Origin of the sequence: Lysinibacillus sp. VIII_CA (assembly GCF_049943995.1) — a bacterium.
Taxonomy (GTDB): Bacteria; Bacillota; Bacilli; order Bacillales_A; family Planococcaceae; genus Lysinibacillus; species Lysinibacillus pinottii.
On the sequence record NZ_JBNFXM010000005.1, the window covers coordinates 204053 to 219877 of the forward strand.

General features: G+C 34.5%; 18 protein-coding genes. 3 read left to right on the forward strand and 15 right to left on the reverse strand.

Annotated elements, in window-relative coordinates:
• Nucleotides 1–653: 653 nt before the first annotated feature.
• The 7 genes from ACP3VS_RS09860 to ACP3VS_RS09890 form a co-directional block, all read right to left on the reverse strand.
• Nucleotides 654–875, reverse strand: coding sequence for a hypothetical protein (locus ACP3VS_RS09860; protein ID WP_036164979.1), 222 nt, complete (start codon nucleotides 873–875; stop codon nucleotides 654–656).
• A gap of 68 nt (nucleotides 876–943) precedes the next feature.
• Nucleotides 944–1120 (reverse strand): hypothetical protein, encoded by a 177-nt coding sequence (locus ACP3VS_RS09865; RefSeq protein ID WP_012295988.1) that lies wholly within the window; start codon nucleotides 1118–1120, stop codon nucleotides 944–946.
• 288 nt (nucleotides 1121–1408) lie between these two features.
• Nucleotides 1409–1852 (reverse strand): SRPBCC family protein, encoded by a 444-nt coding sequence (locus ACP3VS_RS09870; RefSeq protein ID WP_025113581.1) that lies wholly within the window; start codon nucleotides 1850–1852, stop codon nucleotides 1409–1411.
• Between the two features lie 118 nt (nucleotides 1853–1970).
• On the reverse strand, nucleotides 1971–3119 hold the full coding sequence (locus ACP3VS_RS09875) for a sensor histidine kinase (protein WP_036162420.1): 1149 nt from the start codon (nucleotides 3117–3119) through the stop codon (nucleotides 1971–1973).
• Complete coding sequence (locus tag ACP3VS_RS09880; RefSeq protein ID WP_012295991.1) at nucleotides 3112–3804, reverse strand: response regulator transcription factor; 693 nt, start codon at nucleotides 3802–3804, stop codon at nucleotides 3112–3114. Before ACP3VS_RS09880 ends, ACP3VS_RS09875 begins: the two co-directional genes overlap by 8 nt.
• 203 nt (nucleotides 3805–4007) lie before the next feature.
• Nucleotides 4008–4325 (reverse strand): hypothetical protein, encoded by a 318-nt coding sequence (locus ACP3VS_RS09885; protein WP_012295992.1) that lies wholly within the window; start codon nucleotides 4323–4325, stop codon nucleotides 4008–4010.
• A gap of 265 nt (nucleotides 4326–4590) precedes the next feature.
• The gene (locus ACP3VS_RS09890; RefSeq protein ID WP_426388588.1) at nucleotides 4591–6039 is read right to left on the reverse strand and encodes an Msr family ABC-F type ribosomal protection protein; all 1449 of its coding nucleotides are present in this window, start codon (nucleotides 6037–6039) and stop codon (nucleotides 4591–4593) included.
• A gap of 542 nt (nucleotides 6040–6581) precedes the next feature.
• Here ACP3VS_RS09890 and ACP3VS_RS09895 point away from each other — a divergent pair.
• Nucleotides 6582–7421, forward strand: a complete 840-nt coding sequence (locus ACP3VS_RS09895; protein WP_012295994.1) for a YitT family protein — start codon at nucleotides 6582–6584, stop codon at nucleotides 7419–7421.
• Nucleotides 7422–7471: 50 nt separating this feature from the next.
• Here the strand turns inward: ACP3VS_RS09895 and ACP3VS_RS09900 are convergent, their stop codons facing one another.
• Nucleotides 7472–8377, reverse strand: a complete 906-nt coding sequence (locus ACP3VS_RS09900; RefSeq protein ID WP_426388589.1) for a D-alanine--D-alanine ligase — start codon at nucleotides 8375–8377, stop codon at nucleotides 7472–7474.
• Between the two features lie 4 nt (nucleotides 8378–8381).
• Nucleotides 8382–9851: a PLP-dependent aminotransferase family protein gene (locus ACP3VS_RS09905; RefSeq protein WP_422762543.1), complete on the reverse strand. Its 1470-nt coding sequence runs from the start codon at nucleotides 9849–9851 to the stop codon at nucleotides 8382–8384.
• Nucleotides 9852–10160: 309 nt separating this feature from the next.
• Between ACP3VS_RS09905 and ACP3VS_RS09910 the strand changes: the two genes are divergently transcribed.
• Both ACP3VS_RS09910 and ACP3VS_RS09915 read left to right on the forward strand, forming a co-directional pair.
• Entirely contained in the window at nucleotides 10161–10943 is a 783-nt protein-coding gene (locus ACP3VS_RS09910; protein ID WP_036164988.1) for an ABC transporter ATP-binding protein, read from the forward strand.
• Entirely contained in the window at nucleotides 10940–12553 is a 1614-nt protein-coding gene (locus ACP3VS_RS09915) for a hypothetical protein (protein ID WP_416277814.1), read from the forward strand. Before ACP3VS_RS09910 ends, ACP3VS_RS09915 begins: the two co-directional genes overlap by 4 nt.
• A 46-nt stretch (nucleotides 12554–12599) precedes the next feature.
• Here the strand turns inward: ACP3VS_RS09915 and ACP3VS_RS09920 are convergent, their stop codons facing one another.
• The 6 genes from ACP3VS_RS09920 to ACP3VS_RS09945 all read right to left on the reverse strand — a co-directional run bounded on the left by ACP3VS_RS09920 (nucleotide 12600) and on the right by ACP3VS_RS09945 (nucleotide 15686).
• Nucleotides 12600–13214 carry an ABC-2 transporter permease gene (locus ACP3VS_RS09920; RefSeq protein ID WP_012295999.1) on the reverse strand — a complete coding sequence of 205 codons (615 nt, stop codon included), beginning with the start codon at nucleotides 13212–13214 and terminating at the stop codon, nucleotides 12600–12602.
• A 4-nt stretch (nucleotides 13215–13218) separates the two neighbouring features.
• Nucleotides 13219–14076, reverse strand: coding sequence for an ABC transporter ATP-binding protein (locus tag ACP3VS_RS09925; RefSeq protein ID WP_426388590.1), 858 nt, complete (start codon nucleotides 14074–14076; stop codon nucleotides 13219–13221).
• Nucleotides 14077–14454 (reverse strand): GntR family transcriptional regulator, encoded by a 378-nt coding sequence (locus ACP3VS_RS09930; protein ID WP_031416681.1) that lies wholly within the window; start codon nucleotides 14452–14454, stop codon nucleotides 14077–14079.
• 35 nt (nucleotides 14455–14489) lie between these two features.
• Nucleotides 14490–14732 (reverse strand): hypothetical protein, encoded by a 243-nt coding sequence (locus ACP3VS_RS09935; protein WP_036162425.1) that lies wholly within the window; start codon nucleotides 14730–14732, stop codon nucleotides 14490–14492.
• A 260-nt stretch (nucleotides 14733–14992) separates the two neighbouring features.
• Nucleotides 14993–15418, reverse strand: a complete 426-nt coding sequence (locus ACP3VS_RS09940; RefSeq protein ID WP_012296002.1) for a MarR family winged helix-turn-helix transcriptional regulator — start codon at nucleotides 15416–15418, stop codon at nucleotides 14993–14995.
• On the reverse strand, nucleotides 15408–15686 hold the full coding sequence (locus ACP3VS_RS09945) for a transporter suffix domain-containing protein (protein ID WP_012296003.1): 279 nt from the start codon (nucleotides 15684–15686) through the stop codon (nucleotides 15408–15410). Before ACP3VS_RS09945 ends, ACP3VS_RS09940 begins: the two co-directional genes overlap by 11 nt.
• Between the last annotated feature and the right edge of the window lie 139 nt (nucleotides 15687–15825).

Consider the following 15825-nt stretch of genomic DNA (forward strand, 5'->3'; position numbering starts at 1 on the left):
AACTGGCAGTAACATTGATCTAGCGCAACCAATGTTACTGTATCATTGTTCAGTAAATAAACACGACGGTTAGCACTTTTTTATTTTTCAAAAGCTGAAGAAGTCTTGCTTTAATACCAAAGCTTTATTTAATTTGATAGTAAGAAACAAAAACCCATCTATAATCTCCATTTACGTGAGATTTAGGTGGGTTTTGAATGTGTTAATTTAGTCATCGCCCCTCTTCTTGATAAATAAAACTAATGCTAATGAAGCCAAAAAGAATAAACTTAGATGGAAACTTAATAAATTAGCAATGTATTGAATGTAATAATGAGTATTAAGTATTGAACTTTGTTGTAGCATTAAAGTAGAAATAATTGTCGGACTAAATAACGAAATAACAGCAATAAAAATTATACAACTTGAAAAAAATTTTTTATCCAAAGAATCACCTATCAATTCTGTTTATACATATCTATAAGTTTTTATATAGGATACTCCCACTGGTTTTCCTCCAACCCCACTCCCAGCACAAACATATTTAGTAGAAATAATTTGTCTTTCAGGAACCCAATAATCAAAATGATACTGATCAAGTACAGGATAAGCGCTTAATTCTACTCGTCTTACTTTTTTCCATTGTGGTTAGCTGAAGCTGTATATTTACCAGTTTAGCTTACCGCATGTGTACTTGAAACACTAAACCCAACTACAATGGAAACAGCATTTTTATTAAAACCGCTCATTGTACCATCAAGAGTAGCTGAAGCTGAAAAAGTATTAGTTAAGCTCATCTCTATTCCTGGTTCTCCCCATAACGTATTAAGCAATTGTGTACCTTGAGTTCTACCGGCAAGAAATACATTGTCTGCATACGGTACGAATGCGCTCATTGGTTGGACACGTAAATTTTCTTCGACATTTTCTTCAATTGTTCTATTACTATCAATAACTGTTACAGTTAAAATATTTTCATCTTCATATAACTATTGACAGCATTTTCGAAATCTAATTCAGAATTGTAATTTGCTCTATCGACTACTATTTCCTCATTATTTAATTCTGCTGCAGAACTTGGTGTAATTGAAAACCCTAAAAATAACAATAATCCTAAAAATGTTAACAATAAGTATCTCATTACTTCAATCCTATTTAATTTTGGAAAATATTTTACAACTAATTAATATGGTAACATATATGGAAAATATTAAAACATTCATTTATGTTATCTTAGACCTTTTCAATTTTTAATAAAAAAAAAACATAATCATTTTAATCTTTAATAAAATTAGATTTAAATGATTATGTCTATTTTAAATATTAAGCATAGTTTACCTGACACGTTTTAAATCCTGACTTTCTAAAAAAGACTTGTCCCTCATAGTGGCATCAATATTTAAGGTCATTACATTGTAAGCTAAATACTCTAATGAATTAATGAAGCTCTTAAAGTATTTATGCCATTTTCTAAGTATCCTTTGAGACAGGTTAATGTATAAATCCAGCCTTCTTTTTGGCCCATCATTTTCGTCACAATTTCCGGATCATGTGCGTTCAGTCCTGATTCCACTACCTCAATGATTGTCTCACCTTGATATTCCTCAAGAGTCATAGTAACAATCGTCACTTCACCATGCTCCTCCCCCCAAGAAAATACAATTTTTTTGTTAGTCTCTATTTCAAGTACAGAGATAATTCCTTCTGCGCTATACTCCTCGTATCTCAATGTAATCCTCTTCCCCTCTGCCCATCTTTCAGAGCTACTAGAAAACCAATAATGTCCTATTTCAGTAGGGGAAATAATGGCTTCAAAAACTTTATGAGCTGGCTGCTTGATTTTTAATTTAGTCGTCACATTCGTATTCATCATCGATCATCTTCCTTTTTATAGTGTCTATCTATCACATTCGCCAAATTATCCCTCTTCCCTCTCTTTTATTAAAAATTTAATAAAAAAATGCGATTCCCCTCATGGTAGAATCGCACCTTTACAATGGTAAAATGACCTCAAATCTTGTACCGACATTCAATGTACTGTTAACATTTATTTTACCTTGATGTTTTTCAACGATTGTTCTTACAATAGATAAACCTAACCCCGAACCACCTAACTCACGAGCTCGGGAATGATCGACACGGTAAAATGGCTCAAAAATATAATGTAGCTGATCTTTTGGTATCCCTATTCCTGAATCTTCAATTGAAATATGAGTAGCTCCATTTTTAACACGCCCTCGAACTTCAATCATTCCATTTTTATGATTGTACTTAATTGCATTTTCAATCATATTATAAAAAACTCTATAGAGTAATGTTTGATTTCCCTTTATTGTTTCAACATCAATATTGACAGAAATAGTAATGTTTTTTTCTAAACATAAAGACTGTAATTCCTGTGTTATCGTGTCAAGCATTGTTCTAAGCTCAATATCATCTGTAAAATGTTCCGTTTGTTCATAGGCTAATGCTAAAAGATCATTTACCACTTGGATGAGCCTTTGTGTACCTTCCTCTGTCACCTCTAGCGTTTCCTTATAATCTTCTACTGTCGGAGATTTTTCTAGTTTTAAAACCTGGATACCTGCCATCATTGTTGTTAGTGGCGTTCTCAATTCATGTGCTGCATTTGCGGCAAAGCCCTTTTGGTAAAGAAACGATTTTTCCAAGCGATCTAGCATGTGATTAAATGAAACTGTAAGATCCCCCATTTCATCTTTAGTAGAAATATGTTCAATACGTTGAGATAAATTATGTTCGCTTATATTTCCGATTTTTTGCCTAAGATCATGAACTGGCTTTAAAGCCCGACCAGCCACTACATAAATCGAAGCTATCCCTGCTACAATAATAATTAACATCCAAATGACACTCTGATTGATAAATTTCTTTTTCGCCTCTCTTACATCCGTAATCTTTATCTGAGCAACGATATCCTGATTCATCTTGGTTTCTACTGCCGACTCATCCATGATTTCCTTGTGAAGACTATTTTCTTGATTGAGTAGCGATGACGTAATAGGTTGAACGATTTTCTCTTCAGCACTATAAATCGATAATAGCGTTAGTAAAATGGTAACCACTATAAAAATACAGCCAGTTAAAAGTGTTAGTCTCATTCTTAATGATAAGTTATTCATGGGAACCTCTATCATTTTCTGTAATGATATAACCTTGTCCTCGGATTGTCTGAATCACTTCTATTTCCCCCAAAACATCTGCTATTTTTTTCCGTAATGAATGGATATGGAACTTGAGTGAATTTGAAAATAAATCCGTTTCACTGTCCCATACATGCTCTATCAACTCCTCTGAACTAATTACTTTATTTTGATGTAGCATGAGATATTCTAAAATAGCATATTCCTTTTTGGTAACATGTATCATCTCACCATCCACTAAAACTATTTTCTTTGAGCTATCAAGTGTTATATTTTCAAAAGATATAATGGCACTTTTTTGACTAAAAGACCGCCTTAATAAGTTGCGTATACGCGCATCCAACTCTTGAAAATCAAAGGGCTTTATTAAATAATCATTGGCTCCACAATCAAGACCCATTATTTTATCATGAATAGCTGAACGTGCTGAAAGGATAAGTATTTTCACATCCTCGTTCTGAACTCGAATCTGCTCTAACACCTCTATGCCATCCATTTTGGGTAGGTTTAAATCCAATATAATAAGGTCATATTCATTGATTTCGAATAATTCTAATGCTTCCTTACCATCAAAAGCTGTATCAACGGCATAGCCAGATTTCTTTAACCCTTTAGAGATGATCCTGGATAAGACAGCCTCATCTTCGACCAATAAAAGTTTCATCCGTTCTATCCACCTTTAAAAATCAGACTTTTTTAACGAACCGTTAGTTTCATAAATTTTCTAACAAACACGTTCTACTCCTTTGTCCTAGAATAGCCTACTTGAATTAGCTTTTAAAATAATTTAAATTAACTAACACTTGTCTCTTTTACCTTTACATAGTAAGAAGCTTGTTTTGAAAAATCAAAACAAGCTTCTTTTCATTACTTATCCTTTTCCCCGCCATCAACTATTGTAGTTGTCATCATCACAGCACCCTCAGGAATAGCTGGCATTTTACCAGGTTCAAATGTTTTTACGCTCACTTTTACTGATTCTTTTTCATCTACTTTTGTTTTTTTCATTAACAAGCCTTTATGAACCTCCTTTTTCTCTCCAGGCTTAAGTATCTTCATATCAGCCTTGATTGATTGTGCCCCTTTTTCATTCTCATCATTTGAAGAAGCTAATGCAGAAAATGAAAAACCACTTGTTAATAACCCTAATGCTAGTGTTCCTACCCCTAATGCTCTTAATTTCATAAATATCCCTCCAAGAAAATGATTTGTAACAATAGTTACAGACCAAGTATATCGATTGCTAGGTTAGAGGAAGGTTAGATTATATAATAATTGATGATTTTCTTATACATTCCTATAATGTTCAAAATTTCGCTGACATATCTGTTTTGAATATCGATCATCATTCCTTTTTATAGTATATTTACGCTTTTATATACTCTTCTTATGAACATAAATTCAATAAAAAAAGTACGATTCTTCTGCTGAAAGAATCGCACCCTTACATTTAAAATATCTTATTATTCTTTATTGTGAATTGTATGTCAGCTACATTTTCGATAAAATTTTTATCATGGGTCACGAAGATTACGGTCCCCTCATAAGCCGTTATAAATTGCTCTAGCGCTTCTAATGCTTGAATATCTAAGAAGTTGGTTGGCTCATCCAATAACAGTATATTATAGTTTCCCAAAAACAGATAACATAGCTGGAGGCGTATTGCTTCCCCACCGCTTAATGAGTTCACACTCTTTTGTATATCAGTTCCTACAAATTGCATGGAACTTAAAATATTTCTTAAAAAGCCTTCATCGTAATCAGAGCGATTTTTTAAAAATTGGAGAACTGTTTCCTCACTTTTAAATTGATAGCTCATTTGATTAAAATAGCCGACTTTAGCCTTAGGAGAAATGGTCAATCCCTCCCCATTAGTTGCAATATATCGTAATAATGTACTCTTTCCGCAACCATTACTACCTGTAAGCGCAATTTTTTTACCCAATGGTATTTGGAAGTTTACTTCTTCCAATAGTGCTTTTTCCGGAACGTGTAACGTGAATTGATCTGCTATAATCGGAAATTTATTGTGCAGTTCTAAAGCTTTCGATTGTCGAAAAACTATTTTTCTGTCTACCTGCACCGCATCTACTTTCTGAAGCTTCTCTATTCGCTGTTCTATTGCCTTGGCTGCCCGTTGTACGTTTTTTTGACTTGTACCTTTGGACTTTGTCATAAACGTAAGGTTCGGTTTTGCATGAGCTTCTCTTTTTGACATGTTACCTGCTTGGGTATTTTTTTCAGCCTTTTTCATTTTATCTTCAGCAGCTTTTTCAAGACGACTTCTTTCTTTCAAGTACAAGTCATGCGCATGACGTTGTTGATCTCGCTCCAGCTGCTTTTGCCAAGCATAATTACTATAATTGCCCGAATAAATGTTTACTGTGCCCCCATCAATCTCCCAAATTGTTGTGACCAATTCATCCAGAACCGCTCGATCATGGCTAATTAGTACGAGCGCACCATAGTAATAACGCAATTCATCCACTAGAAATGAAATACCCTCTTGATCTAAATGTGTCGTTGGCTCATCAATGAGCAGTGCCTCCTTATAATAGGAGAATAATTGTGCTAACTTTAATCTCGTTTGCTCTCCACCACTTAGTCCCTCAGAATTTGATGGAATAGCTAATTTCCCTAATAACTGTCCCTCCGCCTCTACGAGCATTGGTGCTTCCATTTGTTCAAAATAACCGAAATGTACATGACTTTTTACTATCCCACTTGTGGGCTGAATCTTGCTAGCCAGTATCTTCATTAATGTACTTTTCCCAGCGCCATTTTTCCCAACGATACCGATACGATCAAATTGGTGAATGGCCAATTTTTCAATGTTTAAAATCTCTTTATCTAAATAACTTACAATTAGGCGATCTAATTCAAAGCAAACTTTTTCCATACGACTACCTCCCGAAATTGAATCATTTCGTATCGATAGCTATGGTACCGATACGAGCTTTTAGTTCAAGCTCGTATCAAAAGAATAATAGCATATGCATGATCTATTCCTCCTTATTGGATAAAGCAACCAATCACAGACAATTTGCCTGTAATCCAAGTAACTAGACTATATTTAGAGAATATGTCTCTACATAAAGGCGTGAGCTAATCTATTTCTTGTATGATAGAAGATGATTAAAAAAGGACAGACTATCTCGTATACTCTGGCTTCACAAACCGTTTTGACCCAATTCAGTTATTGGCTTAAATCAGGGCAACGTCGCCTCAACGAATATGTCATTTTTTAATAACCCTCCCAAAAAGTGTTATGACTATTATAAATATTTTTTCTAATTAGTCAAGGTCTTCCAGACTAAAGACATGTAAAAAAAGGACGATATATCCTAAATGAACATTACAAAAAAAGTATATCATTTGGTGAAAACCTGATATAGTATGGATTTAAGAAAAAATCTAATTTGATATGGTGGTGTTATGTGAATGAAAAAATACGTAATGGATATTTTAATGATTATGCTTGGATCACTGCTCTTTGCCCTGGCAGTTAACTTATTTGTTATTCCGAATGATTTGGGTGAAGGTGGCGTAACGGGTTTAACGATTATAGCCTATTATCTTTTCGGATGGTCTCCGAGTATTGTCAGCTTTATTATGAATGCAGCTTTACTAATAGTTGGCTATAAATTTCTAAATAGACAAACAACAATTTATACGATTATTGCCGTCTCATTCCATTCTTTATTCTTACATTTAACGGAATCTTGGTCGATTTCCTCAAATGAAATTATCGTTAATACGATTTTTGGTGGAGTATTTGCTGGGGTCGGTATTGGTTTAATTATTCGAGTTGGAGGTACAACTGCTGGTTCTACGATTTTAGCTAGAATCACCAACAAATACCTTGGTTGGAGTATTAGCTATGGACTTTTATTCTTTGATTTAATCGTTGCTTTTTCATCTTATTTTATCATCGGTGCAGAGGCATTAATGTTAACGATAATCATGCTTTATGTTGGTACAAAGGTGATGGAGTTCGTTATCGAAGGAGTTAATCCTAAAAAAGCAATTACAATCATCTCTAAAAAACCTGAAGACATTGCTGGACAGGTAACTGCTTACATGAACCGTGGCGTTACGGTACTTTCTGGTCATGGCTATTATACAAAGGAACAAAAAGAAATTTTATATATCGTCATTAGTAAGCAAGAAGTTGTAAAGCTCAAAAAAATAGTTAAAGAAGTCGACAAGGATGCCTTTATTGCCATTCATGATGTAAGGGATGTTTTTGGAGAAGGCTTTATTGAATTAGCAAAATCATAAGATAGTCAAAACACCTTTTGGATGTGACAACAAAAAGGTGTTTTTTCTATTTATCTATTATCAATTTGTAAGGAGCTATCAATTATGCTATCTAATAGGGCAGAATAGCTTATTCCAGCGGCAAGGGCGCTTTTGGGTAGCAGGCTATTTTGGGTCATGCCAGGTAATGTATTAACCTCCAACACATAGGGAACGCCCTCTTTAATTAACATATCTACTCTAGCATACACACTACATTTTAAAGACTTATAGCTGGTCATCGCAGCCTTTGCCACACGGTCATGAATAGCAAGTGGGAGTTCCACAGGCTCCTCTATTGTTGAAGCATCATCATATTTCGCCTGGTAATCAAAAAATACTGCCGTATGTTTGATTGAGAGGACTGGTAATAGCTTATCATTGAGGATTGGGCATGTAATTTCGTCACCAATCATGTACTGCTCAATAATGATTTCGTTATCCCACTTAAATACCTCTGAAACAGCTGCCAATAAGGCATTTCGATCATGGACAATTTGAACACCTACACTAGAGCCACCAGCATTTGGTTTAACAACAAGCGGATAACCTATCAGCTCTATGTCCTGTAATAGTAGCTCCTCTCCCCTTATGAGATGCATCCAATCTGGTGTTGCGATCCCTTCATAGCGCAGTATTTTTTTGGCCATATTTTTATCCATGCACAAACTACTTGCTAGAAGACCGCTTCCTGTATAAGGGATACCCAATGTTTCTAACACACCTTGAATCGTGCCATCCTCCCCAAACTTACCGTGTAATGCTAATAAAGCTACATCGATACCTTGCACTTTTTCTATTACCTCTTGATGGTCTTCCAATAAGATTTCAACAACATCGTATTTTTGTTTATTTAAATGAGCTACCATTTCCTTCCCTGTCATCATCGAGACCTGCTTTTCAGAGGAGGTGCCACCCATGATTACGCCAACTCGCATTTTTTCAACCCCTTCTATCATTTCTTAATGTATCACCGATAATTTGAATACCCCGAACAATATTTTCTTCTGATAACCGTGAAAACCCTAGGCGAAATGTGTTTCTACCAAGTCCATTTGTGTAAAATACATCTCCTGGATAAAACACCACGCCTTTGTCATAACATTTTTCTAATAATTCGCGAGCATCAATGCCCTCTTCTAGTTCAATAAAGAGATGAAGTCCTCCATCCCCTCTGATTTTGCAAAAAGGGATATATTGCATAGAGGCTTGACGAGCAAGCTCATATTTTTTCTTGTAAACGGATCTTGCTTTCTTTAAATATTTTTCAAAATAACCATCCTGTAAATATTGATATAACACTGCCTGATCCAATGTCGATGTATGAATTGTTCGCGCTCTTTTCATGCTTTCTAGGCTGGCAATTAACGCCTTATCTGCTAAAATCCAGCCAACACGTAAACCTGGGAAAAGAATTTTAGAAAAGCTGCCAATGTAGACAATGTTATTACCTGACCCACTAAAAGCGATGAGTGGCGCCAAATGAGAGCTTGAATACCTTAATTCCTCATTAAAGCCATCTTCTACAATAGGTATTTCAAAGTTGGAAAAAAGCTGAAAGATAGCATTCCTCTTCTCAGAAGAAGTGACAATTCCTGTTGGATTATGATAGGACGGAATAAGATAGGCAAAATCATAATCCATTTCGGCTAACGTTTTTTCCACCTGCCCCATGTCAATCCCATCATCTCTCATATCAATGCCATGTATATCTAGCCCATGTAAACGAAAAAGCTTCAATGCCGCGTGGTGTGTAGGGTTTTCACATAGTACACGTCCAGATTTTTTGGCTATTGAGGATAATAGAATATCTAATCCCTCCGTAAAGCCGTTAGTAATTAAAATATCTTTATTAGAAATATCTACGCCCTTCATTTCCATATAATGAAGGAGATAATCGATTAAAGGCTTATACCCTTTTGCATAGCCATAATTCAGCACAATATCGCCTTCAAGAGACATCCGTGTAAGAAAAGCCCTTTTAAAATTTTCTACATCAAAAAGCTTTTCTTCTGGAGCAATGCTGGTAAAGGAGATCATTCCTTTTTGCCACTTTATATCTTGTCGTACTAAATCGATTTCATCAGCTAACAAAGTTGCAGTATTAAGCCTATTCTTCCAATCAAGTTCGATAGTGGACGTTTTCAAAGTAGTAACCTTACCTACAAAGTTGCCTTTTCCCTTCACTGCATAAATGATGCCATCTTGCTCTAGCTCGGCATATGCATTTAACACTGTATTTCTGCTAACTGCTAATAGCTTACTAAGTTCACGGGTAGATGGAAGCTTTTGATGTTCTAACAGATGCCCTTTGACAATCATGTCTTGAACATAATCCTTCAATTGCACATAAACAGGACGATCATCCACCATCTTAAAATCATTAAACAATCCCTGACCCCCTTGCTTCATTCTTGCACAACGAGAGCGAACTCAAAAGGTCCACTCATCATGTAATTTCCTATTATAGTGGTTGTTCTTCTTTCTATCTTATTTTAAAAATGTCAACCTTATCAAACGTGGTAACGGTCTTTCACACTGTTAACATGATAAGGGACATAGTGATTGATTTAAAAATGATTCGCCTAGACGAAAAGACACTAACCTTCCTTCATGGACCATTAGGTCAACAATGGACCATTCCCAATAGGAATATATTTTCTTTTTATATGTTATAGTGTATTAATGGATATTTTTTCTATAATATGGAGGTGCACGAAATTGGAAGACATTTTAACGATTACAAATTTAACGAAAAGTTATGGAAATAAGGAAATATTAAAAGGTGTAAACCTTCATGCAGCTAGAGGAGAAATTATCGGATATATTGGTCCTAATGGTGCTGGCAAAAGCACGACTGTTAAAATTATTTTGGGACTTGAAGGTGATTATGGCGGTGAAATTAAGCTCTTTGGCAAAAGTATTGGGCAAGATCAAATAGACTATAAGCGGAGAATTGGTTACGTTCCAGAAATTGCGGATGTATATGACAATTTGACAGGCTATGAATATTTAACCTTTATCGGTCAGTTATATGGGCTAGAGCTAGAGGAAGCAGCTAACAAATCGAAATCGCTCATGGAATTGTTTGGAGTGGGTGAGGCATACCATTCTAGAATTTCCTCGTATTCGAAGGGCATGCGACAAAAACTATTAATCATTGCTAGTCTTATACATAATCCAGACTTACTATTTTTAGATGAACCGATCAATGGTTTAGATGCAAACAGTGTAATGATTTTTAAAGAGATTTTAACACAGCTTGCAGCCAATGGAAAAACAATATTTTACTCATCTCATATTATGGATGTCGTGGAAAAGATCAGTAGTCGCATCATCCTGCTATATGATGGCAACATAGCAGCGGACGGTACATTTGCGCAATTACAAGCCGGTAACACTGAGGGAACGCTAGAAAGGATCTTTAATCAATTAACAGGATTTCATGAGCATCAGGAAATTGGTGAAAAATTTGTATCCATCGTTCGAGGAGTACAATCATGACCGATTTTAAAACACTCCAATTGCTTGATTTATTCCGCTGGCTCTTTGTAAAAATGGGCATTGATTATGACCTAATGAGAAAAATTCTTCATATCAAATTAACGATGGATGAACGTAAAGTACCCACACTATTTAACCAGAACAAAAAGAAGGACAATCAAAAATATGGCTATATTAAATCGCTATGGATTTATGTTTTATTCGGCCTTATTCTTATTCCACTCATGGGGTTTGGTCAAAATTTTCTATTTCAAATGAGCATTGCGTTTGCCATGATCATTTTTTTAATTATGACTTCATTGATTTCTGACTTTTCCTCAGTACTATTAGATGTACGAGATAAAAGTATACTATCAACTAAGCCAATTTCTGCTAGAACCATTAACGCTGCAAAATTTATGCATATTTTCATTTACTTATTCTATTTAACGATTGCCTTAACAGGTATCCCTTTACTTGTCAGCCTTTTTACGCAAGGAATTGTATTTTTCCTTTTAACCGTTCTAGAGATTATATTAATTAATTTGTTTATTGTAGCGATCACTGCCATTTTATATATTGCCATTTTACGCTTCTTTGATGGTGAAAAGCTGAAGGATATGATTAACTATGTACAAATTGCCTTGTCGTTAATGCTCATGATCGGCTATCAGGTTCTCATTCGATCCTTTGAATTCGTTGATTTGGATATGACAGTGTCATTTCATTGGTGGAGTCTCTTCCTAATACCGATGTGGTTCGCAGCGCCCTTTGACTTATTACTAAATGGTGATACTTCTTTATTAACAATACTATACAGCATCTTTGCCGTAATCATACCGATACTTTCGATTGGCTTATATATTAAACTCATTCCAACCTTTGAACGTAACCTTCAAAAATTATTAAGTACAAGTAAATCAAAAAAAGAGAAGCACAATCGACTGAAGACGTATTTATTAGCAATGCTATGTAGAACACATGAAGAAAGAGCATTCTTTCGTTTCGCCTCTCTTATGATGAAACAAGAACGAGAGTTTAAGCTCAAAGTTTACCCTTCATTAGGTTTTTCATTTATTATCCCATTTATTTTTATATTTACCTTTAGCGGATCCGAAAAGATTGATTACGCTACTAGTATGAGCTACTTAAATATTTATTTTAGTATGATGATTATTCCAGCTGCAGTACTTTTACTTGGTCATTCGGCTAAATATAAAGCTGCATGGATTTATAAGATACTTCCATTAAAAGATTATACGAATTTACAAAAAGGCAGTTTAAAGGCTTTTTTAATCAAATTGTATGTCCCACTATTTTTAGTACTAAGTTTGGTCTTTAGCTATATTTACGGTATTCGAATTATCCCAGATCTACTAGTAGTTTTAGTGACAAGCTGGTTATATACACTATTTTGTTTCTTGATGATGAGCAATAAAATACCTTTTACCAAACCATATGATGAGGTTGGAGATGCTCAAGGCTGGAAAACTGTTTTATTGTTTATCCCTTTAGCTATGCTGGCAGGTCTCCACTATTTAATTGTTAGTCAAGCGGCATTCGGACCGACTATTTATTTCATAGTGCTTTTTTTCATCAACATGCTAGTATGGAAGTTAGCTTTCAAATGACAAAAACGGCTCGAGTCCCACCTTATATGGGACCGGCCGTTTTCTTTTAAAATGCCTTGCGCTTATATATCCTTACCGAGAGCATCCATGAGCCTATATATATTAGAACGATTAGTAATGAGACAATAAGGTATAGTTGTATTTCCTGTACAGTCATGAAATTTTGCACAACAGTTGTTATTTGTTTATTTAAGTTAGGGACAAAATAATTGATGATCACCATATAAACACCCAATAACCCCATAATAGCAATAGTTAAATACTTTGTTTTAAATTTATAGGAAATCGGCAGGATAAAAGAAATGACAATCATAACGAGGCCCATAATCAGCAATATTTCTTTCCACAATACAGCTACCTGTTTCCCATTTAAAAGAAAGTCGAACAAATACGTATAACACATAAAAAGCCCTGTAAAAATTAAAGCTCCAATATATTTTGAACTAACAATTTCTCTCCTTGTATAAGGTAATGAATTGAGTAAAATATTAGCATTATCTTTTTCATCATTCGAAAAAGCACTTAAAACAAATACGATACTATATATAAATACTATATATACTGATGGAACATTGACCATTAAATAAAGAATAATCGTTGCTATGTAAATGATTAGAATGTTTTTTTGAATTAATATATCTTTTAGAATAAGATTCAACATATCCTTACCATCCTTTCTTTGTATAATACATAATGTCTTCAAGCGTAGGCTTTTCAATCACAACTGTATCGCCAAATATAGTAGCTACCCGATGTTTATTGGTTGTTAATGCTTCAAAACCCCTGTTTGTTTTACGAAGGGAGACGAATTCCTGCTCCGTTTCACGATCTAATAAATCCAAGGTTCCTTTAACAATAGCGTATTCCTCTTGAATTTTGTAAAACTCCTTTGTAAAAATATGCTCGCCATTATGAATAAACGTTATATAATCTGCGATACGATCTAAATCTGTAGTAATATGTGTGGAGAAAAATATAGTTTTGTCCTCATCTTGCATTAACTCATGTAAAATATTGAGTAATTCTCTGCGAAAAATAGGGTCAAGGCCAGATGTTGGTTCATCCATTATGATTAACTCAGCGTGATGTGCTAACGCGATGGCTAATGATGCTTTCATTTTCATCCCTTTCGAAAAGGTCTTCATATTTTTGTTCAAGGGCAACTCAAACTGTTCCACATAATGCTGAAATGCCTCATCATCCCATCTTTTATAGGCAGGTTTAATAATCCTTTTCATATCCTTGAGTGTGATATTTTCATAAAATATATTCTCATCATAAACAAAACCGATACGTTCCTTTATTTCCTTTTCGTGTTTATCATAAGTTTTACCAAAAATAGAAATAGTCCCACTATCCTGCTGCAATAAATTCATAATCATTTTAATGGTCGTTGATTTTCCTGCACCATTTCCTCCAATAAACCCTGTAACAAACCCTTTTTTAACGTGGATTGAAAAATCCTTTATTTGAAAACCATTAAAGGACTTTTGTATATGCTGTAATTCAATAACATTTTCCATTTATTCATCCTCCGTATACAATAAAGTAAGCATAGCCTTTAACTCCGCCAAACTAATATCCATTTCCTTCGCATTTTGAATCGCCACCAACAGTTTTTCCTCAATGGCCTTCATTTTTCTTTCCTTCATCATTTCTGAATTTTGTTCAGAGATGAATGAGCCTTTCCCAACAATAGAGTAAATATAGCCATTTTTTTCAAGCTCCTCATATGCCCGCTTCGTCGTAATGACACTAATCTCTAAATCTTTTGCAAGTTGGCGCATAGAAGGTAATGGCTGACCTTCTTGTAATTGCCCTGTTAGAATAAGCTTTTTAATCTGTGCATAGATCTGCTCATAAATAGGCTCTTTAGAACTGTTCGAAATAATAATTTGCATGCAAATCCCTCTTCTTGAAATATTGTATATATACTTTATATACAATATATACACATCGATACAAATATGCAAGTAAAATTTTCCTTTTTGTGAAATAAAAATAAAAGCATATAGCCAAATGAATGACTACATGCTTTTACGTTTAAATTGAAAATCAAGTATAGGTGTCTCAATCTGCTTACAGCCATAAGCGTGTCTTTTAAAGTGCGCCTAGTAACCTCATGCTCAGGTAAATAATCTTGTGTACCACGTACATTTTGGTAATCCATTTTTTTCATCACTTTTGCCTCCTCATTTTTTGACAAATAAAAAAACCGTATTCGATAAAGCTCTCCATCAGCTTTATTTATACGATTACATGAGAAAAAGTCTTCCTATTCAATATTAATTAAATAATAAAGATAGCAAGACTACTGACTATGATGATGTTTGGTTGTGTACGATTGGACAAAGTAGATTGTCATATGTATTCCCCCTTTTATGTTTAGGGATACTATAGGCATTTAAATAAGTTAAACATCTAATTATTTACATAATTTCACAGTAGCGCTTTTTTTAACATTTCTAGTGCCTCTAGCACATTCGCCAAATCCTCATCCGATAGCTGCGCTTGATATTTCTCAGTGATTACTTGATTAAAAGCTTCACTTTCCTGTTTATACAGCAACCCTTTTTCACCTAATTCAATTGAAAAGCCACGTTTATCCTTGGCATGCTGCTTTTTTATAATATAGCCATCCTTTTCAAGCTTTGCTATCTGCTGGCTCACGGCACTTTTGGTAATCGTCATTTTCTCGGCTATTTCTGATGGTGAAATGGAAGGGTGACGAATCACTAATGCCAAAAGGACCGCTTGCTGATTATTTAAATTGAACTTAGTATAGTCTCTTTCCATTTTCTCAAGAACAATCCAAATATCTTCAATCGTTTGATTAATTTGCTCTGCTACATGATTAGTCTTCATTTTTTTGAGTATCACCTTTTTCACGCCATTTTTTAGGATTAAGATAGCCTTTAAATTTGTTAGCTACTTCTTTCCCGACAAGTAAAGCGCCCAACCAAAATAAGATTTCAGCTACAATGATGCTGCCTGGAATAATACCTGCTTTTACTTTCGTAGGAATAGGTGTGAATGGTGTAATAATTGGAATTAACCACAACGAAAGTGAAAAAATAATAATCCCGATACCCAATTTATAGGCAATGGACTTTTGTTTTTCAATAGAGGGCATACAATGATTCTCCTATTTAATAATTTAGTTAAGTTAACTTAACTATATATTAAATATTATTGTAAGTAAAGCAATTATGGACATAATGAGTAAAAAACCCCATCTATTTGAGTTTTGATTGTCCAAATAGATGGGGTGA